We start from the raw sequence: 20833 nt of genomic DNA on the forward strand, positions 1-20833 counted from the left end.
TTTCTTCCTTTTAGTCCTTCTGAATTTTGCTGTATGCTTGTGCAAATTCGCCTGTGAGATTGAAATTATGCTGCATAGGGCCGCGGCCAGTGCCCAGATCCAGCATGGCATTCAAGGCACCCGATAAATAATCCTTCGCCCGCTGTATAGAGGTGTCTAAATCAAAGCCTTTAGCCAGATTGGATGCAATAGCACTGGAAAGGGTACAACCCGTGCCATGCGTATTTGGATTATTGATGCGCTGACCCATAAACCACGTGCCCTGATCGTCTGCATAGAGGTAATCATTGGCATCATTGATATTGTGCCCGCCCTTGAGCAATACGGCGCAACCCAATTCGGAACTAATGGCGCGCGCCGCCTCCTCAATACTAAAAGTGCTGTCAATGGTCATCCCGGACAAAATTTCCGCCTCGGGGATATTCGGCGTGACCACGGTAGCTAGGGGCAGGAGCTCCTTTTTTAGCGCATCCAGGGCTTCTTCGGCGATGAGTCTATCCCCGCTCGTAGCCACCATCACAGGGTCGACGACAATATTGCGCGCCTGATAAAAACGTAGACGCTCCGCAATCACCTCAATCAAAGCTGTAGACGCGACCATACCAATTTTGACGGCGTCCGGATAAATGTCCTCAAAAACCACGTCAATTTGCTGCTTCAGAAAGTCTGGAGACATCTCCACGATGTTTTTTACACCCGTCGTGTTTTGTGCCACCACGGCAGTAATGGCGGTCATAGCAAACACGCCATTCATGGTCATAGCTTTCAAATCCGCCTGAATGCCCGCACCGCCCGTGGGATCCGTGCCGGCAATGGATAATGCTGTATGCATACTACTCCTTAAAATTACTGTTCTAGAAAAGTGCGAAAAGTTTCTTCATAATTGTTCTGTGCAATGACGATGTCACACAGCGCGCGAATATCCTCGAAATCCTCGGACTGAGAATCATCCAGCACACCGGCAAGCCTTAAACCCGCCGTGTGTGCCGCACGCAGCGCGTAGAGAGCATCGTCAAACACGATGGTTTCCGCAGGCCGTGTGCCTAAACGTTCCACAGCACGCTCAAAAATGCGCGCATCATCCTTATGCAATCCGGTATCAGGGCTGGTGAGGATAGCATCAAAATAGTGGACAAAATCGAGACGGTGCAAGGCCGATCTCAGCAGTACGGACGGTGTGGAACTCACAATGCACAGACGGAGGCCCTGCGCGCGTGCAAATTTTAAGATTTCTGCCGCGCCAGGTTTAGCCGGCACATCCTGCGCATAGTACTGCTGGAGCAAGGTGTTGATGGCTTGCTCAATCTCCGCGCTACTGAGCTGCACACCATATGCACGCTGAAAATACTCGGCAGACTGAGCAAGACTCAGATCTTTACACCGTTGATTGACATCCGGCCGAGGCTTGAGACCCAAAGATTCTAGGAAACGCTGCGGCAGGGTTTGCCACAGGGACATGGAATCGAGCAGGGTGCCATCTACATCAAAAATCGCTCCACGCAGGATCATGCGGTGACCATGGCCTGAGATAACTCTTTGAGTTGCTTACACGTGACCGGAATATCCTCAGCGGAGAAAATCGCGGAGACGAGAGCCACGCCATCGACGCCACTGCCGGCCAACGAAGAAATATTCTTGGCTGAAATGCCACCAATAGCCACCACGGGGATATCCACAGATTCGCAGATAGACAGGAGCGTCTCATGGCTCATATCTTCGGCATCTTTTTTCGTATCGGTGTGGAAGACAGCTCCCAAACCCAAATAATCCGCACCATCGTCCACAGCCTGCTGCGCTTCCTCGACGGAATGCACGGACACGCCCAAAATCATATCCTCGCCAATCACAGCACGCGCTTTTTGAGCCTGCATATCCGACTGTCCTACATGCACACCGTCCGCATGGCAAGCGAGAGCGATATCCACATTATCGTTGATAATAAACGGCACCTGATAGCGTGCACATAAGGCGCGCATCTCCTGCGCTTCGCGGAGGAATTCATCGTAGCCCAGATTCTTCTCCCGCAACTGTACGCAGGTGACGCCGCCTTTCAAAGCTTCTTCCACCTGTTGATACAGACTTTTCTCGGGCGACGTCCACGCCCGATCTGTGACAGCGTAGAGTAGCATAGTGTTTTTATCGCACTTCATAACGTGCACCCGCTTCTAAGGCTTGAGGCGTTAAACGGTACATGGCATCGATAATGTAATTGCGATAGCTGGAATTACCATCCGCATCGCTCAGACGTGCATAGCCGATTTCCCCGCACACGCCCATAGCGCAGACGGCGGCTGCCGTAGCATCCAGCACATGATCCGGATTTGCCGCCACAAACGCCGCAATGAGTGCGGACAGTTGACAACCCGTGCCTGTAATCGAGCTCATCATGGCGTGACCATTACGAATAATATACGCATGATCTGCGTCAGCCACGATATCGATAGCACCCGTAATAGCAATCACAGCTTGCGCTCGCGCAGATAACTCCCGAGCAAAAGCGATAGCGGCATCGATATTTTCATCAGCCACTTTATCTGCCACATCCGCATCTACGCCTTGGGTAGTGCCGCTGCCGGTGGCGAGGGTTTTAATTTCAGAAATATTGCCGCGAATGACAGTTAAGTTGAGCTTGTCCATCAGTTTCAACGCGGTATTTGTGCGCAAACTGGAGGCGCCCGCCCCCACAGGATCGAGAATAATCGGATGACCCAGCTCTGCGGCACGCTGTCCTGCTTGGAACATAGCTGGAATCGTGCGCTGATTGAGCGTACCAATATTGATGTTCAGTGCGGAACACAGTGCCGTAATTTCCACGGCATCTTCAGGATCATCGGCCATAATCGGGGAAGCTCCGCTGGCCAGCAGCATATTGGCCACATCGTTTACCGTCACATAATTCGTAATATTATGAACTAAAGGATGAGTATTTCGTACATTTTCCAATAATTGAGCAAACATATTTCACCATTGATAATCTCTATAACAACGAAGCTTCATCGCTATTAATCGATGTATCTCACCTTTCACAAGAGTGCAACAAAAAAGGCACCTTCTGTGGTGCCTTAAAAAAGAGTGACGCAAGTACAACTTCCTTCGCCGGCATTATCCGCATCAGGTTCAAGGGTCGAAGGTCTAACCTTCCTCTCAGCCTGTGTACACAAGCTCCCCTGTATGGTTCATACGCTAATACATGCGCACGACCATCGTGTGAAAGTCCAGCTCGCGGGCTTGTGGACAGCGGTAGTGTGTGGCGTAGAAAATGCGGAAAAGGCACGGGGCAGGGCATTGTACAATCGACAGTGAGAAGAGAGCGAAGGAGCGCAGTGGTGGAGAATTATCAAGAGTTCAATAGCACAACAATTGACGCATGGATCGAAGACGGCTGGGAATGGGGCGTGCCTATCGATCACGACACGTATGTAGCGGCGCAGCAGGGGCAGTGGAGTATGGTGCTGACGCCAAAGAAACCTGTTCCATCTCATTGGTTTCCGGAATTGGCAGGCAAGAAGGTCTTAGGCTTAGCGGCGGGTGGTGGTCAGCAAATGCCGATTTTCGCCGCTGTGGGTGCGCAATGCACGGTGTTGGATTATTCGGCGAAACAGTTGGAATCCGAACGCTTGGTAGCGCAGCGCGAAGGCTACGACATCGACATTGTGCACGCAGATATGACGAAAAGACTGCCTTTCGAGGATGAGAGTTTCGATTTTATCTTCCATCCCGTATCCAATTGCTATATTGAAAAAGTAGAGCCCTTATATGCAGAAGCGTATCGTGTGCTGAAAAAGGGCGGCGTGCTCCTAGCCGGTTTTGATATGGAAATCATGTATCTGCTCGATGATGATGAGAAAACAGTCCGCTGGAAGATGCCGTTTAACCCGTTGAGCAACCCGGAAGCGATGGCGTATATGCAAGCGGGTGATTATGGTGTGCAATTCTCGCATACTATTACCGAGCAAATTGGCGGTCAGCTCAAAGCCGGCTTTACCTTAACCGATCTGTATGAAGATACGCCGGGGTACGGTCATTTGGAAGAAATGAATGTCAACGGTTTTATGGCGACGAGGGCAGTTAAAGCCTGACTCATGACTTGACTCATGCACAGGTAAGCAAAAGGGTGAGTGTCTACATGCGGACACTCACCCAATAATTGTTGAAGAACGGATTTCTACTTCTTCTTTGCTGGAGCTTCACCCAGCTCGGAGGATACAGCGGTAATCTCATCGGCATTTGCATCCTCGGCAGAGTTGTCGGCAGCCACGAGCTCTATGCGTCCGGTCACCTTACCGGCCTCGTAAATATCCGCCGCGGCAACTTCTACGGCAGGAATTGCAGACGCATCCAAAGCCAAAGTAGCGGCCAGGATAGGCGTCTTCATGGAAACCTTTGCTTCAGACTTAATCTTACGCAAAGCAGCCAAAGCACGACCAGCCCATACGAGCACGCTCGCATCGGCGTCGCCAGCAGCCTCACGATACAATCCAGCGGTAGGCCATGCAGCACGGTGCACAGAACCTTCACCCTCATGCATCCACGAGTAAACTTCCTCGGTCGCATAAGGCAGATAAGGAGCAAGCAAGCGTGCAAAAGCATCCAAGCCCAACCCCAGGGTGGTGCGAGCAGACAGCACATCGGCTTCGGAAGGCAGATTACCTGTAGCATCTGCCGTACCGTAGGCGCGATTCTTTGCCAGTTCGATATAATCATCGCAGAACTGCCAGAAGAAGCTCTCGATGGTTTCCAAAGCGCGTGCATGATCGTATTCGTTCAAAGCCTTAGTGGCAATATCCACTACCTCGGCCAAACGAGCCATCACCGAGCGATCCAACGCATTGGTCACATCGGCCGCATTCCACGTAGCAGTAGCGGCAGAGCTGACGTGATGATTCTCATCCTCACGGCCGATAGCCAAAGCAAACTTGGTAGCATTGAGCAGCTTAATGGCCAAACGGCGGCCAATCTTCATTTCGCCAATCTCATAGGCAGCATCCGTACCCAAACGCGCAGACGCAGCCCAATAACGCACCGCATCCGCACCGAACTTTTCAATTGGTTCGGACGGTACGACTACATTGCCCTTCGACTTACTCATCTTCTTGTGATCCGGATCGAGAATCCAGCCAGACAAGCCGGTATGAGCCCATGGCAGCACACCGTTTTCGAGGTGGGCACGCACAATCGAGCTAAACAGCCAGGTGCGGATAATATCCTGACCCTGAGGGCGCAAATCCATAGGGAAGGTGGCCTTAAACAACGCTTCATTTTCTTCGCCCGGCTCTGCCCATTTGGTCACGATCTGTGGTGTCAAGGAGGAGGTCGCCCAAGTATCCATGATGTCCTTTTCTGCGGTAAAGCCGCCTGGCACATCACGCTGGTCCTCGGTGTACCCTGCAGGCACGTCAATCATGGGATCCACAGGCAAAACATCCTCAGCAGGCGTCAATGGATGCTCATAATCCACTTCGCCATTCGCGCTGACTGGATACCACAATGGGAATGGTACGCCAAAGAAGCGCTGGCGAGAAATCAGCCAGTCGCCATTCAAACCATTGACCCAGTTTTCATAGCGCACGCGCATAAAGTCCGGATGGAAGTCCAATTCCTTACCGCGGGCGATGAGCTCGGCATTCAATGCGCGGTTCGTGCCACCATTAGACAAATACCACTGGCGGGAGGTGACGATTTCCAAAGGCTTATCACCCTTTTCGTAGAAATTCGTCATACGCTTTGTCGGCGTTGGCTCACCGTCCAAATCGCCGGACTCGCGCAACGCATCCACGATAATCTTGCGGGCACTGAAGGTGGTCTTGCCGGCAATCTCTTCAAACAGGCGCACGCCCTCGTCGGAGCTAATCCATTCTGGAGTGCTCATGGCGATGCGACCATTGCGCTGGATGATGGAGCGGGTTGGCAGCTGCAAATCGCGCCACCACTGCACATCGGTCATATCACCGAAGGTACAGCACATAGCGATACCGGCGCCCTTATCCATCTCTGCCGCAGTATGTGCCACCACAGGCACCTTCACGCCGAAGAGTGGGGAGTATACTTCCTTGCCAAAGAACTTCTGGTAACGCTCATCATCTGGGTGAGCGATCAACGCCACGCAGGCAGGCAGCAGTTCTGGACGGGTGGTTTCAATGTAAATAGGGGAACCATCTTTGACCAAGTGGAAGGCGACCTTGTGATAGAAACCGTCATACTCGCGGCTTTCCAATTCAGCCTGAGCCACTGCGGTTTGGAAGGTCACGTCCCACAGGCCTGGAGCCTGCTTTTGATACGCCTGACCGCGTGCGAGATTACGCAAGAAAGCCTTTTGTGCCACACGGCGAGGATGCTCACCGATGGTGTGATAGGTCTGCTTCCAATCCACGGAAAGGCCCAAGGTGCGCCACAGCTTTTCAAAAAACTTCTCATCTTCACCTGTTAGACGCTCACACAGTTCGATGAAGTTTTGACGCGACACAGGCACTTGATCCTTGGCCTGAATCTTCTTCCCGTCCGTCCCGGCGAATGGTGGCTTAAAATCTGGATCATACTTCAGGGACGTATCCACGCGCACGCCGAAATAATTTTGTACGCGGCGCTCGGTTGGCAGACCGTTATCGTCCCAACCCATTGGGTAAAACACGTCGAAACCGTTCATACGCTTGAAGCGTGCGATGACATCGGTGTGCGTGTAGGAGAAGACGTGTCCCACATGCAAGCTACCGGATACGGTTGGAGGTGGAGTGTCGATCGAGTAGACGGCCTTACGGTCGCGGCTGCCTTGGAAAGCGTAAGTTTGCTCTTCTTCCCATTGAGCGCCCCACTTTTCTTCAAGACCCTCAACGCCCACTTTGTCAGGCAGAGCTGTCAAGTGCGCAGAAACGCTCGTGTTATTTGCTTGTTCTTCATTTGCCATGCTTTCGAGTTTACGTGTCTTACACGACACGAAAACATGGCAAACCCTGCATTTTCTCACAGAAAAATTGGCATGCCCTTACGTAGCTTTGTTGAAGAAAAGTGACGAAAATCGAGCCTACTCTCCGGCACTGCTAATTCTTCTGCTTGGTAATACCGGCCAAATTGAGGTACGAATCCGCCATTGCGGTGGGCAAACCGCTAATGCCTTCGCGTGCGGCCACCACAGGCTGCTCCTCATATGCCCACATAATAGGCGTTTGCTCCGCTAGATGTGCCGCTAATTGTTTCACCGCATTCGCATAATCGTCGCTGGTCGTTGCCGTGCTGACTGCCTTACGCAAGCTTTCGATAGACGAATCTGTGTATTGAGTGAGGAAATCCGCACTGCTCAGGTCTTCAATATCGTGGCTGGAGCGGATATCGATGATGGCCATATCGAAATTCTTCCCCTCCACAATTTGCGACTGCCACTGGTCATCCGCCACAGACTGCGGAGTAATGGTGCCGCCCAAAGCGGCTAATTGGTCGGCCACATTCTGTGCAAATGCATCCCCATCGCTGGCTTTATATGCCAAGGTAAAGTTTCTGCTATAGCCAAAGAAGCTGAGCAAACTACGTGCTTGCTGCACATCAAAGGGATACAAAGCATTGTAATCTTCAAATCCCGGATCCGTGGACGCTACCGGTCCTGAAATCGGTGTAGCACTTACGCCCAAGGTGGTGATGAGTGCCGACTTATCCAGCATGGCGCGATAGGCTTGACGAATATGCGTATCAGAAAACAGCGAATCCGCACTGGTATTGAGGGCAATAGCCCACCGGTGTGTGCTCGCAGTCGTGGACACAGTAACATTGCTGAGATTCGATAAATCCGTGCGTGCTTGTGCCGCATCTGCGGTGGACGGCGCATTGCTCAGTGGGATAAGGGCATCGACCTGACCGTTTTCTAAATTGCTTACGGCGGTATGCGCATCCGGCGTCGCCTGCACCACAATGGTGGAGGAACCCTGCGTATTATCCTTCCAATACTGCGCATTCGCCTTTAACGTGAGGCTGGTACCCGGCTCAAAAGCGGACACCGTATAAGCTCCCGCGCCGATGGCCTCGGTAGCCTTGTCATAGGTGGATTGTGTGTCATAAATAATGCCGGCCCGTGTGCTCAACGCCCATAGCACATTCGGATCAGCTTGGGAAAGACTGATGATTACTCGGTTATCATGGGACTGTACATTCGTAATTTTCGACAAATACGAGGCATCTGGTAGCTGATTTTGAATGGTGTATTGCAAAGATGCCACCACATCCGCTGCGGTAAGACTGCGACCGGTGGAAAAACGCGCAGCCGACGGCACGCTAAAGGTGTAGGTCAAACCATCGGAGGATACATCCCATTTTTCGGCCACGCCGGTGGCTTGCGGCTGATTCTTCTCATCGCGCCCCACAAGGGTTTCGTACACATTATGGAGCAAAATTTGATCCACAGCCGGGGATGTATCCTGCGTAATATCCAGCGAATTGATGGGCTCCGCCGTCGCGATGGTTAAGGTGGTGCCATTGCCCGTAGCGGAGGTGGAACCGAGCATTGGAATGCTGCCACGATGGCTCATAATCGCATACGCGCCCGCTGCAATCAGCCCTAGCACGACTAAGGAAATAATAAAAATAACGAAACTGCGTACGCCGCCTGAATTCTTCTGTGTGGTGGCAGACTGAGGGTTGCGGTGCTTATGCGATACCATAAGCACTTATTTTACGTTAGAGGGTATAAAGACCGAAGCTTGGGCATGAGTCTCTGAGCGGACAGGTGGCGCAGGCGGGCTTGCGCGCATGACAGGTGGACCTGCCGAAGAGAATCAAACGGTGAGATACATCCTTCCACTCCGAAGGTGGAAAGTACTGCGTAATTTCTTTTTCAATATGTACAGGATCGGGATGGGACGACCGCCAATCCGTACGCCAGCGCAGACGCTTCGTCAAACGAATGACATGCGTATCCACCGGCAGTCCGGGCTCATCAAAGGCATTGCCCAACACCACATTTGCCGTTTTCCTGCCCACACCGGGCAGTGTGATGAGCTCTTCCATGGTGCGCGGCACTTGAGAATCAAATTCAGCGACCAAAGCCTGTGCGATGTGCACCGCATGTTGCGATTTGACGCGCCAAAAACCAATGGAACGAATAATGCTGGCAATGTCCTCTGCATTGGCCTGTGCCATCGCTTCAGGTGTAGGGTAGCGGCGAAACAGCTCGGGAGTGACCATATTGACGCGCGCATCCGTGGTTTGAGCACTCATCATGGTGGCGATGAGCAGTTCAAAAGGATTTTTAAAATCTAAGCCCGGCTTGGGGTTGGGGATTTCGCGGCAGAGAATGGTATATTCATCGTGAATGCGCTGCGCGCGTTGCTTGGCCGTTTCACGTGTTGACGCCATGCTCAACTCCTTAACCATCTCCTGCAATGTCTCCTGAAATGTCGGCGGATTTCAGGTCTGTAGATAAACGCCACTGTAGATAACACGCCCGGGCTGTGGGTGTGCGCGACTGTTTTAGGATGCGCGGCGCGAGGTGCGTGGCTTATGCGTATCCTTGTCTTTGTGCTGAGTGATGCTTTCGGCTATGTCCGAACGCAAATTTTGCGGCGGGTCGAAACGATATCCCACATTGCGCACAGTGCCGATAACGGATTCGTACTCTACACCCAGCTTGGCGCGCAAACGACGCACATGCACGTCTACCGTGCGGGTACCGCCGTAATAGTCGTATCCCCACACCTCTTGCAACAGTTGCGTGCGGGTAAACGCACGTCCTGGATGCAAGACGAGATATTTTAACAGTTCAAATTCCTTATACGCCAAATCCAAAGGCTCACCGCGCAAGGTGGCCGTATACCCCACGGTATCTACCTCCAGTGCGCCGCACACAATCATGCCATCGCGCGGAGCAGCCTCTTCAGACTCGTCGCTCGCTTCCATGCTGGATGCGTCTGCAAAGGTAGCATTCGTCAATCCACCCATCGAAATGACGCGCGTACGTGTTTCCACCTCCGCCGGGCTGGCCGTGTTTACTACAAAATCAGCAGCTTTCCATTCTGCGTTAAAGGCCAAGCATCCGCCCTCGCTTAGGATAACGATAATAGGGAAGGCGATACCGCTGGCTGCGGCTACAGAGCAGAAGGTTTTTGCGGCGGCCACATCATCGCGCGCATCGAGAAAAGCAATTGTATTATCGGGAATGCGTACCAAAGACGCTGTATCTTCTGGCAGAACGCGCACACGATGTTGGAGTAAGGCTAGAGCGGGCAATACAGAGGCAGGGTCAGTTGCGTTAGTGATAAGGGTGAAATCGCTCATAGGCGTCCTTTCCGCAAACACACGTCAATGCCCTGCTCGACAATTACTATTGATTAATAATAGTAACTGTTTCGTACTACACGTGGGCGAGGTTTGCCCAAGGAGTGATTATGAAGAAGAGAGATAAGGCCACAGTCCAGGTAGTAATACTCGGCTTATGTGCTGCTGTCCTGATGACGTTCCTTGCTATTTCTGTATCCATTATTGCTCCATCCTTGCCATGGATTATGGGCATCGTTATCGTGGCCGTTGTCAGCATTTTCGCGTATTTGTTTCCCACGGAAATTTACACGCCCACGCCGCAGGCTTCGCGCATTGCCGCCATTGCGAGTGCTATCGCCGTATGTGTGGCACAGGTGATTACACAGTCTCCGCAGCGTTTTGGTTTGGCGATTTTTATGCTGATGACCGCGCTCATCGCGGGCGGATTCCTCTTTGAAATGCTACGCGAAGACCGCAGTGAACTCATTCGTTCCTTATCCAATATTATTTTCATGGGTACGATGGGTCTTGTCGCCTCGGGCTGGATGGTGACAGGCTCTGCTCTGGCCGATATTGCCAAGCATCCGCGCATCGCAGGAACCGTGCTAGCGTTGATCATCGTGGGTGTGCCAACCATGTGTGCCTACGTCGCCATGTGGGCGCGCGACCCTTATATTTCACCGAACACAGATACGCAGGCAGAAAATACTGCAGATGCAGCAGAGGAGAATTTGCATCCCCGAGTGTGCAGTAAAACGGCTAGCTGGGGGTATATCGCCATTTGTGCACTGCTCTCCGGTGTATTCCCGCTTATCGTGGTGTGCGCCAGCACTATTGCCAACAGTTTGTAAAATTACGTCTATACGCACAAGGGCTCACTGCATCATCTTGCAGTGAGCCCTTTGTATTTCCGTAGATACTGTTTACGAAAATGATATGAGGCTTTTACTCGGCCTCAGCAAGACGCTTGCGAGCAGCTACGATTTCCTCTTCAGCTTTCTCCACATTCGTCCAGTACGAGCCTGGCATAACTTCCTTGCCTGGCTCCAAAGCCTTGTACTGGTTAAAGAAGTGCTCAATTTCCTTCTTGTGGAACTCGTTGACGTCATCGATATCCTTGATGTCATCAAAGCGAGGATCTGCAGGTACGCACAATACCTTGTCATCTCCACCAGCCTCATCCACCATGTGATACAAGCCCACAGCGCGGCACTCGATAACGCATCCAGGGAATACAGAATTTGGAATCATGACCAACGCATCGAGTGGATCGCCATCTTCACCCAAGGTGTCCTCAATATAGCCATAATCATCTGGGTAACCCATAGAAGTGAACAACGTACGATCCAGCTTAATGCGGCCCGTCTCATGATCGACTTCATACTTGTTCTTCGAACCACGTGGAATTTCCACCAAAACATTAAATGTTTCTGCCATTTTGTCTCCTCAAAGAGATATCACTTGTGCCCACATTTTCATGGAGCAACTTCATCCTCCAGCTTACTTCTTACAGGGTATAAGCCACGGCGGAGAGAAGCTCGCCCGAAAACAGCGCGAGTTATCCACATCCGTCCACAAGCTCAGAATCATTCCTCATTTCCTTTCCACCCACGGCAATCTAAAAACACCACAACCCGCCACGGGAAGAAAGGACATCATGAAAAAATCCACCTCACACACGCGCTACGCACGGTACGCACGCCAGTGTCTCATACTGCTCATCACCCTGTGCATCGCACTACTACCGGGCGCACTCGCCTCGCCGCGCGCCCACGCCGCACCCGCAGGTAGCCTCGCCACAGCACCCCCACACGCCAAACTCAGCATCCCCGGATTCCCCGGCTACACTATGGGCGTCATCGGCGTCATGAGCTCTGGCCAAAACGTCTACTGCCACGAATGGGGAGTCCAAGAAGAATGGAACTTCAGCGCCACCACACCCATCCCCGACAGCGCCACCACACGTGCAGCCGCCTACCTCCTGCGCACTTACCAAAACAGCACAGACCCCCTCACTCACGCAGCACTCGCCCTCCTCGTCCACGACCACTTCGAACTCACCTCCTCCAGACCCACCTGGGACAAAGACAGACCCAAAGTTCTCGCCAACCTGCCCGGACTCGAAGACCGCGCTCGCGCACTGTGGGATGAAGGTGTCGCGCACACGGTAAATGGTACCCATGTCACCATGGAGTACCTGCAAGGACGCCGCCGGGGCAGTATTTCGGTTTCTGTGGAAAATCAACGCGGAGAGAGAATCGGCAATATTCCTGTGCGTGTGCAATTGCACGGTCCTGCACAATTCGATAGCACGGGCACTCAAAGTGTTGACATCACTAGCGGTGCAGAGCCCATCGAGATGCGCTGGACAGCCACGGGTCAAGGAGAAGTGAGCACCAGTCAATCTGTCACGATTTCTACGCTGGATGACCTAGAAAGTGCTCAAAATTTTGTGCGCCTCGGGCAGGATATGCAGAAGAATTTTGATGGTATACGTTTCGATGTCAGAAAGGTGTTCCAACCGACCATTGCTACCGCTGTGCCGGATTTGACGAACGAAGCCGGACGTAATCAAAGCGATACGGTGCGCGTGGGTGTCAAAGAAGGTGATGTGTGGGAAGAGGGCGTAGAGCTTGCCGCCACGGGGTATCTCTACACAGGTCTGACGCATGAGCGCATCGCACAGCTCCACGCGGATGCAGATATACGCGTCCAACCTTCCGACTCTGCACGCGACTATCTGGCACGATTAGAACGTAAAGGCTTGAAAGCCCAAGGCATCGCACGAGGAGACTTTTCCCACGACGGACAAAGCATAGATTTTATCGCAGCCGATGCGAGTAAGTCCGCACTGCCATACATGCTGGGCGAAGAGGATAAATTCGCCAGCTGGGTGTGGGTCATCAGTCGCGAGGAGCAGGGCGAAGAGAGCAAAGAATGGATAGAAGGCGACGCCATCTCAGGCTTGCTCGATGTCAAAGAAAGCTTCTCCACACGCACACATGTCACCGTAGACTCCACAGTGACCGAACATTCCGCTACACAAGGAGCAACGCTAACCGATCGCATCACCATAGCCGGATTCCCAGACGACCATGGTTCCTACTTAGGTGATACGCATTTTGGGTGGAAGGCGGATGAAAAATACGCCACCGTCAGTGTGTATTGGTCGCTTCACAAGCCAGACTCTGCCGAGGTACCGCAAAACGATGAGGAGCATCAGCTCATGGGCTCTTGGCAATATCTGGCGAAAAATGGCGTCATCGCCGTAGGAGGAGGCAAACCAGATGCCTTCGGCACGCCGGTGCATATTACTGCCGAACGGTTGGGCTACTACGCATTCGTTTACTCCTTTGCGGGAGACGACCGTGTTATGCCTGTTCAAAGCGACTGGAATGACGAATGGGAATGCACACGCGTCGTGGCTGAACCGAAAAGCGCCAGCATTTCCACGCATGTGAGCACAGCAGAGGTGCAGCCGGGAGAAGAATTCGCCGACATTGCACGCGTGAGCGGTGATATCCCCGAAGGGTCCTACGTCACCTTCACCGCTTACGATGCCGTGGAGGACACCGCCGAACTGGGCACATCCGCCACACTCATGCACGAAGAAACCGTGCTCCTAGACCCGTCCATGCGCAACGAGGATGGCAGTTACACCGTGACGAGCCCGTACACGCATACCACCACGGGCGGTACGGTGTACTGGAAAGCAACGCTATGGAATGAGGCGCAGGAGATCCTCGCCTCCCATGGGCTCGGTGTGCCCGGTGAAGATACCTACGTCGTACCGCCTGACGAGCCGGAAGACACACCGGAAGAACCTGAACCTGCACCTGCGCCACGCGAACCATTGGCACAAACCGGCGTAGCGATCGGAGCAATCTCCAGTGTGAGCCTAGCCACCCTCCTCGTGGGTGCCATGATCTCTGCGCGCGCTCTGAAACGGACGCGCACGCGTTCGCACACACGCAGAAAAGCTCACCGCCGCGCTACAGCAGAGGATAAATAAACACCTCAAATGTCACAAATAATGCACAAGTGAACATCAAAATGTGTTAATTTTTTGGTGTTTCTTGTTGGGCGCAATGAAAAATCATGGTTATAATTGAAGTGTTCTTGACGTAGTTGTTAAGACTGTCTCGCTGTTGAGATGCACTTTAAAAAGGAGATCGCAATGAAAGCAATCGTTGCTACTAAAGATAAGAAAGCTGCTGTAGTCGAGAAGGAACTTCGCCCATTGGCTTATGGTGAAGCACTCTTGGACATGGAATGCTGCGGCGTATGCCATACAGATATGCATGTGATGCATCAAGATTTCGGCGATAAAACAGGCGTGGTCCTCGGACACGAGGGCATCGGCATTGTCAAGGAAATTGCTGACGGCGTGACCACCCTTAAGGTGGGAGATCGCGTATCTGTGGCATGGTTCTTTAAGGGCTGCGGACATTGTGAATACTGCACCACCGGTCGCGAAACCTTGTGTCGCTCAGTCCTCAACGCCGGTTACACCGCAGACGGTGGCATGGCCCAAGAGTGCATCGTTCCTGCAGACTATGCTGTCAAGGTTCCAGAGGGTTTGGACTCCATGGCTGCAAGTTCCATCACCTGCGCAGGTGTGACCTGCTACAAGGCTATTAAGGAATCCGGTGTACGTCCTGGCGAGTGGATTTTGATTTCCGGCCTCGGCGGTTTGGGTAACCTCGCCTTGCAGTATGCCAAGAACGTCTTCCAGGCGCATGTTATCGCCGTAGATGTCAACGACGAGCAGCTCGAGTTCGCCAAGAAGTTCGGTGCGGATATGACCATTAATCCATTGAAGGAAGATGTGGGAGAAGTCGTTCAGCGTGAAGTTGGCGGCGCACACGGCGCAGTCGTCACCGCTGTAGCAAAGAGCGCCTTTAATGGTGCAGTCGATGCTTTGCGTGCAGGCGGCACCCTCGCAGCTGTTGGTTTGCCTACTGAATCCATGGATTTGGCTATTCCTCGCTTGGTCCTGGACGGTATTCGCGTGGTTGGTTCCCTCGTGGGTACACGTAAGGACCTGGCTGAGGCATTCCAGTTCGGCGCTGAAGGAAAGGTTGTTCCACAGTGCCAAGCACGTCCAATGGAGGATATCAACGATATCTTCGATGAGATGGAAGCTGGAAAGATTCGCGGTCGTATGGTTATCGACTTGAAGCACTAGGTGAGCCGTAGCACAGAGGATGTTTCTCTCTTTCTTCCTTCTTCTGTGCTCCATCACTGTAGTGAACCCTGTGGCTCCTGCGCTATGTCTAACGCGGGAGCCACATTTTAATGCCTGCCATTTAAGTCCGTCCGCGCATGAACGCTCAGGCCGCCGGCAAGGACGGGGACAGTTTGGCGAGGACAGTTTAGAGATTATCGGTCTCAGTGGAACCTTTCAAACTTTCCGCCGCATCACTGCTGATGCCGGTTTTGCCCAGAATTGTATTGGCTGAACTGACCTTGTCCAGACTGCCATCTGGCGTAAAAGTGCCAATAATTCTATCCGTATCCATGATGGAGTACTCGTCCGTATCGATAGTGCTCATCACAGAGCTGGAGTAAAACACGCCACGGTCCACATCGATTTCTGCAATGGTAATGCTGTCCGAGCCGCCGCTAATCGTACGCGTAACAGATTGTGGCGTTGTATCACCGTAGGTGGTGCCAGGATTTTGGAAATCGCAGCCCGCCGCTTCTGCCTCGGTGTGGTCGACACAATTGCGTGCGTAGGTGCGCAGTGCGCCTGTGAGGGAGGTCTCGAAGGATTCAGAGGCCGCTTGCGTGAAATCCACCTCAACGTCGAATGCTTGACTAAACGCATCAACAGTCAAAGTGGGCGTGTAAAAATACGTATCTTCGGTTTCCAGTCCAATGGTATAGACGCCCGGATAGGCGGCCACGGTGTAGTCTTGCTGCGTGCCGAAATAGTAGATGCCCGCATCGCTATACGTGCCAAAATCGGCTGGTGAGCCTTGAGGTGCACCTACATCGCTGAGCTTCATCCATTCTCCGTTGATGTTTGCGCTGTCATAGAAGGAAGGCGCCTTCAAAGACATCGTCATGATGAGCGGCTCAGATATGGTGTAGTGCGGATAGATGCCGAAGGTGCGGCTGGTTTCCGTCACACGCACGGAGCCGGAGTGTACTTGACCATCGAGTATAAAGCTCACGTCGGCACGCCCGGTGCCATCCTCCGTAATGAACACGTCGCTGATAGTGGAGCCTGATTGCGACATATTCTTCGTCAGTAACGGAGATGGATATGTCGGTAACGCATTCGGATCTGTCATGCTGGTGGCTGTTTGAAAATCCCCTGCAGCGATAGCGTCCACGTATTCACTGATGTACTGTTTGGGCGTCGTCGTACCGGCTCGCAAATAGGTCCATATGCCATTGCCTATCAAGATGGCCACGCAGAGGAGAAGAGCTGAAATAATCGCCCATCTGGAGGACCTCGGCGCAGGTTTTTGAGCACCTGGGGGAAGCTCTGGAGTGGCAAAGTTGTGAGGTGCATAATGGTGGGGCGCCTGCTGCTGTGGTGATGGTGTCTCATATGGCTGTGTGGACGCGTCAAAAGGATTTGAGCCTGCGGGAGGCGCCATCATCAGGACAGGCTGCTGCGTCGCAGATGACTGCGGAGTGTGTGTCTGCTCGCGGAATGGTTGGGCTGGGGGATAGGCTTGTGGCTCGTACGGGCTGATAGGCGACATGGAATTGTGAACGGTGTGGATGTGCGTCAGCTCATATCCGCACAAAGGGCACAGGGGTTGCTGGGTGGTGATGGTCTGGCCACAGTTGGGGCACAACATGATTCTTCTCCGACTCTGGAAGCGTCTCGATTGCTTCCTTGCATCTCTTATTCTCAGTGTACTGAAGAAAACTCAGCACGCGGGGAGTGTTCTGTGCGTAGAAGGTCAAATTTATGTGAAATCCTGCCAAAGCCCATGCCAGCAGACCCAGTATCAGCAACCCTGTGCAAGGGGCTAGGCGTTTTCAGGTGCATCCTCTGCTGCCGTGCGCTGCTTGCCATACAATTCTGGGATAAAACGTTCCTGATCATGCAACTTATCCCACAACACCACGCTACCGGTGGTAAAACTTTTCTGCACGTCGATGATGCGCTGATTAGACGAGCCCCTAAACTGGAGCAAGGAATCATGCAAGGTACTGATATAGCGTCCATCGACGAGGATATCCACATTATGCAGGAGCTCAATCTTATCCGAGGTTTCTCCCTGCCTCATCAGCTCTTCCCACGTGTAGCCGGTCCATGCCCAAATATCCTTCGCATTGCCAAACTCCTGACGAATGCGCGAGGTGAGTTGTAAGAGCATGGGCGTATTGAGCAAGGGTTCGCCGCCCAGCAATGTCAGGCCTTGCACATAATCCAAGGAGAGGTCTGCGATGATTTGATCTTCTAATTCTTGTGTATACTCGTGGCCGGCTTGGAAATCCCAAATCGACGAGTTGTAGCAGTTATAGCACCGAAAAGGGCAGCCGCTGACATACAGGGAGCAGCGAATGCCTTCACCATCGGTGACGATAAAACGCTTATAATCTGCCACCATATTGCGCGAAAGCTTGCGCCCATCCCACTGGCCGGCGCGAGGATTATTTGCTAAATCCGTAGGAATAGCAGGACCACGATACGCGTCCTGTGGCGCAAAATCGCGATGCGCTGTATTGCGGGGATGCTCATGAGTTTTAATAAAAGTTTCAGACATGCTACGAGTACTTTTCCGTGTAAAAATGTATACAAATAGGGTGCTGGTATGAGGGAGCCGATGCATCACAGCGGACGCATCGGCTCACAACGGGACAGCTAGAAAGCTAGAACGCTTTACTTCGCGGCTCTACTATTTCGCGTCGTCCCACCATTGACGCACGGTGCCATCCTTTAGAGTCACATGACCGGTTTCGCCAGCCATATGCTTGACACGGTGCGCAATCTCCTCATGACGTCCATGTGCCATTGGACGCTGGACCGGGTTGCCCAAATAACCGCAGGTACGCTTGGTCACATTGCACTTATTTGGATCGCAATTGCCACATTCTGGGCACTTAAAGCCCGTTTCGGTTGGTTCGAAATCGCCCTCAAAACCGCATACGAAGCAGTGATCGATAGGCGTATTCGTACCCAAGTAGCCGATGCCAATATTGTGTGCGTAATCCCAGACGGCTTCCAAAGCCTTTGGATTTGCCTGCAGGCTTGGGAACTCGCAGTAATTAATAAAGCCACCATTTGCCAAGTATGGGAAGTCACGCTCATAGGCGAGCTTTTCCATAGGCGTTGGACGTAACCAGACGGGATAGTGGAAGGAATTCGTATAGAAATCGTGGTCCGTCACGCCATCGATTACGCCGAATTGTTCCTTATCCAAACGTGCAAAACGATCCGTCAAAGACTCTGCAGGCGTGGAATACACAGAGTAGTGATAGCCCTCCGCATTGTCCCACTCGACGCACAAATTATGCATACGACGCACAATCTCCAGCGCAAATTCCTTACCCTGCTCATCCCAGCTATGATCCTGCATCCAATCCTTGCCATAGAACATAGCAACAGTTTCATACAAGCCAATATAGCCCAAGGAAATCGTGGCACGAGAACGGTTAAACAACTGATCGACATTATCGCCCGGCTGCAAACGACCAAAGGCACCATGCTGGAACAGAGTTGGCGCATTAATAGGAGTCGCCTCCTTGCAGCGCTTAATGCGGAACTGCAACGCCTCATGCGCAATATCCATGCGCTGATCAAACAGCTTCCAGAAGCGTTTCTTATCGCCATGAGATTCCAGAGCAATACGCGGAATATTCACCGTCACCACGCCGAGGTTCAAACGGGAATCCTCCACAGCCTCACCTGTATCTGGATCCGTCCACCCGTTGAGGAAGGAACGGCATCCCATAGGCGCCTTAAAAGAACCCGTAATCTTGACGATATTCTCATAAAACACCACGTCCGGATACATACGCTTAGTGGCGCACTCCAAAGCCAATTCTTTCATATCGTAATTTGGCTCGCCCGCCTTCGCATTCACCCCATGCTTCACGGTAAACACCAGCTTCGGGAAAATAGCCGTATGACGATCCTTACCCAAACCACGGATACGAATCAGCAAAATCGCGCGCTGAATCTCACGCGCAAACCAATCCTGGCCCAAACCAAAACCAACCGTCACAAATGGCGTTTGACCATTGCTGATACGGTTCGAATTAATCTGATACTCCATAGTCTGCATCGCATCATAAATATTCTTACGCGTCAAAATCTTCGCATACACTTCGCGAATCTGCTCGAGCTCGTCGACATCCTCATGGAACGGTGTATCCATAGGCAAGGCTGCACGATTCTCAAAATGCAACCAATCCGTCTCACGTGCCTTAAACGCGTCAATAGCACGCTGTGCCACATCAATAGGCTCCCCATCTGGGAACACCGTACGTGCCATATCCAAATTCTTCGCATAATCCAAACGCGCATACGGAGCCAACATCTCATCCGCACGATTCACCGTCTGACCACCATACTGCGAACCCGCAATATCCTTAATAATCTGCGTAATCTGCGTGGCCGCCGTACCAATAGACTTTGGTGAATCCATCATGGCATTACCCAACACAAAACCATGCGCCAACATATTGCCAAAATCAGGCAACGAACAATTCGTCATCGGCGTAAACGGACTGTAATCCGCATCATGGAAATGAATATCCCCCTTAATATGCGCATTGGCCACTTCAGGAGGCAGCATGCTCATCGCGCTCGCTTTGGATACGGCGCCCGCCAGCAGGTCGCGCTGGGTGGCGTACACGTTGGAGTCTTTGTTGGCGTTTTCGCGCATGATGGTTTCATCGTGATTGATGAATTTCTTAATGGCTTCGTTGACATCGCTCGCCTTAGCGCGGGCAATGTCTTTGTTCAGGCGCCAGGATGTGTAGGCTTGCGCGATTTCGTAGAGATGGTTATTGATCAAGGTGTGCTCGACGCTGTTTTGAATATCATCGATGCGCACGTTTCCCGTGTAGCGTCCTGCAATCGAGCTTTCCACACTGCTGGTCATATCTTCAATCAGGCGCACATTTTGGGAGTCTAGTTCTTCACCTACGGCATGGAAAGCAGCTTCTATCGCATGAATGATATTCATGCGGTCAAAAGGTACTACGCGGCCATCGCGTTTTTCTACCTTTATATCCTTCACAGAAGTGGAGGAGTTTTCCAATGCTACTGCAGTCGTCATATCCATAACCTCTATATTTTCTTGTGCGAAGCACTGACAAATACTCGCGTGAAGCCGAGGCTTGAGCCGGAGTATCGAGTGCTGAATACTCAGTGTAAGACGCCTTCTCGACTAAATATTGTGTGCAAAATTTATGTCAAACACTACATATAGTGGTTTGAGAGGATTGTGGAAAATGTGGATAACTCGAAGTTTCGGCGCAATGTGTCGCGTGTTTGGGTGGATAAAAAAGTGAACAACTTCACACGCCCTACTAAATAACGTGCGTGTAATTTGAAATTCCGACACACCCATACGCCGACTTCTGACACAAAATTGACAGATATATGACACGACACAACACG

Annotated in this window: 16 protein-coding genes and 1 riboswitch; of the genes, 4 read left to right on the forward strand and 12 right to left on the reverse strand. The window is 52.2% G+C overall.

The window, feature by feature from the left end:
* Window positions 1-10: 10 nt before the first annotated feature.
* Genes thiD through thiM form a run of 4 tightly spaced genes read right to left on the reverse strand, consistent with a single transcriptional unit; the run spans window position 11 to window position 2958 of the window.
* Window positions 11-832 carry a bifunctional hydroxymethylpyrimidine kinase/phosphomethylpyrimidine kinase gene (thiD, locus tag D570_RS0101345; protein WP_018142607.1) on the reverse strand — a complete coding sequence of 274 codons (822 nt, stop codon included), beginning with the start codon at window positions 830-832 and terminating at the stop codon, window positions 11-13.
* Window positions 833-846: 14 nt separating this feature from the next.
* Window positions 847-1509 carry an HAD family hydrolase gene (locus D570_RS0101350; RefSeq protein WP_018142608.1) on the reverse strand — a complete coding sequence of 221 codons (663 nt, stop codon included), beginning with the start codon at window positions 1507-1509 and terminating at the stop codon, window positions 847-849.
* Window positions 1506-2150, reverse strand: a complete 645-nt coding sequence (gene thiE, locus D570_RS0101355; protein WP_018142609.1) for a thiamine phosphate synthase — start codon at window positions 2148-2150, stop codon at window positions 1506-1508. The genes D570_RS0101350 and thiE overlap by 4 nt, the downstream gene beginning before the upstream one ends.
* Window positions 2137-2958 (reverse strand): hydroxyethylthiazole kinase, encoded by an 822-nt coding sequence (gene thiM / locus D570_RS0101360; protein ID WP_018142610.1) that lies wholly within the window; start codon window positions 2956-2958, stop codon window positions 2137-2139. The genes thiE and thiM overlap by 14 nt, the downstream gene beginning before the upstream one ends.
* A 113-nt stretch (window positions 2959-3071) precedes the next feature.
* A riboswitch (TPP riboswitch) is annotated at window positions 3072-3179 on the reverse strand.
* A 147-nt stretch (window positions 3180-3326) separates the two neighbouring features.
* On the opposite strand from thiM, the gene D570_RS0101365 reads away from it, so the two are divergent.
* Entirely contained in the window at window positions 3327-4079 is a 753-nt protein-coding gene (locus tag D570_RS0101365) for a class I SAM-dependent methyltransferase (RefSeq protein WP_026181760.1), read from the forward strand.
* Between the two features lie 86 nt (window positions 4080-4165).
* Here D570_RS0101365 and valS read toward each other — a convergent pair whose 3' ends face one another.
* The 4 genes from valS to D570_RS0101385 all read right to left on the reverse strand — a co-directional run bounded on the left by valS (window position 4166) and on the right by D570_RS0101385 (window position 10254).
* Window positions 4166-6901 carry a valine--tRNA ligase gene (gene valS, locus D570_RS0101370; RefSeq protein WP_018142612.1) on the reverse strand — a complete coding sequence of 912 codons (2736 nt, stop codon included), beginning with the start codon at window positions 6899-6901 and terminating at the stop codon, window positions 4166-4168.
* Between the two features lie 133 nt (window positions 6902-7034).
* Window positions 7035-8642, reverse strand: coding sequence for an ABC transporter substrate-binding protein (locus tag D570_RS0101375; protein ID WP_018142613.1), 1608 nt, complete (start codon window positions 8640-8642; stop codon window positions 7035-7037).
* A gap of 16 nt (window positions 8643-8658) precedes the next feature.
* Complete coding sequence (gene nth / locus D570_RS0101380; RefSeq protein WP_018142614.1) at window positions 8659-9336, reverse strand: endonuclease III; 678 nt, start codon at window positions 9334-9336, stop codon at window positions 8659-8661.
* Between the two features lie 114 nt (window positions 9337-9450).
* Complete coding sequence (locus D570_RS0101385) at window positions 9451-10254, reverse strand: winged helix-turn-helix domain-containing protein (RefSeq protein ID WP_018142615.1); 804 nt, start codon at window positions 10252-10254, stop codon at window positions 9451-9453.
* 110 nt (window positions 10255-10364) lie between these two features.
* Here D570_RS0101385 and D570_RS0101390 point away from each other — a divergent pair, with 110 nt between their 5' ends.
* Window positions 10365-11087 carry a hypothetical protein gene (locus D570_RS0101390; RefSeq protein ID WP_018142616.1) on the forward strand — a complete coding sequence of 241 codons (723 nt, stop codon included), beginning with the start codon at window positions 10365-10367 and terminating at the stop codon, window positions 11085-11087.
* Between the two features lie 94 nt (window positions 11088-11181).
* Here D570_RS0101390 and D570_RS0101395 read toward each other — a convergent pair whose 3' ends face one another.
* Entirely contained in the window at window positions 11182-11673 is a 492-nt protein-coding gene (locus D570_RS0101395; RefSeq protein ID WP_018142617.1) for an inorganic diphosphatase, read from the reverse strand.
* Between the two features lie 220 nt (window positions 11674-11893).
* On the opposite strand from D570_RS0101395, the gene D570_RS0101405 reads away from it, so the two are divergent.
* Window positions 11894-14248 (forward strand): hypothetical protein, encoded by a 2355-nt coding sequence (locus D570_RS0101405; protein WP_156812194.1) that lies wholly within the window; start codon window positions 11894-11896, stop codon window positions 14246-14248.
* Window positions 14249-14413: 165 nt separating this feature from the next.
* Window positions 14414-15424, forward strand: coding sequence for an alcohol dehydrogenase AdhP (gene adhP / locus D570_RS0101410; RefSeq protein ID WP_018142620.1), 1011 nt, complete (start codon window positions 14414-14416; stop codon window positions 15422-15424).
* A 187-nt stretch (window positions 15425-15611) separates the two neighbouring features.
* Here adhP and D570_RS0101415 read toward each other — a convergent pair whose 3' ends face one another.
* From D570_RS0101415 to nrdD, 3 genes are all read right to left on the reverse strand, one after another.
* Window positions 15612-17054, reverse strand: coding sequence for a zinc ribbon domain-containing protein (locus D570_RS0101415; protein ID WP_156812195.1), 1443 nt, complete (start codon window positions 17052-17054; stop codon window positions 15612-15614).
* Between the two features lie 174 nt (window positions 17055-17228).
* Window positions 17229-17969 carry an anaerobic ribonucleoside-triphosphate reductase activating protein gene (gene nrdG / locus D570_RS0101420; RefSeq protein WP_018142622.1) on the reverse strand — a complete coding sequence of 247 codons (741 nt, stop codon included), beginning with the start codon at window positions 17967-17969 and terminating at the stop codon, window positions 17229-17231.
* A gap of 132 nt (window positions 17970-18101) precedes the next feature.
* Entirely contained in the window at window positions 18102-20495 is a 2394-nt protein-coding gene (gene nrdD / locus D570_RS0101425; protein ID WP_018142623.1) for an anaerobic ribonucleoside-triphosphate reductase, read from the reverse strand.
* Between the last annotated feature and the right edge of the window lie 338 nt (window positions 20496-20833).

Source organism: Alloscardovia criceti DSM 17774 (assembly GCF_000376885.1).
GTDB classification, from domain to species: domain Bacteria; phylum Actinomycetota; class Actinomycetes; order Actinomycetales; family Bifidobacteriaceae; genus Alloscardovia; species Alloscardovia criceti.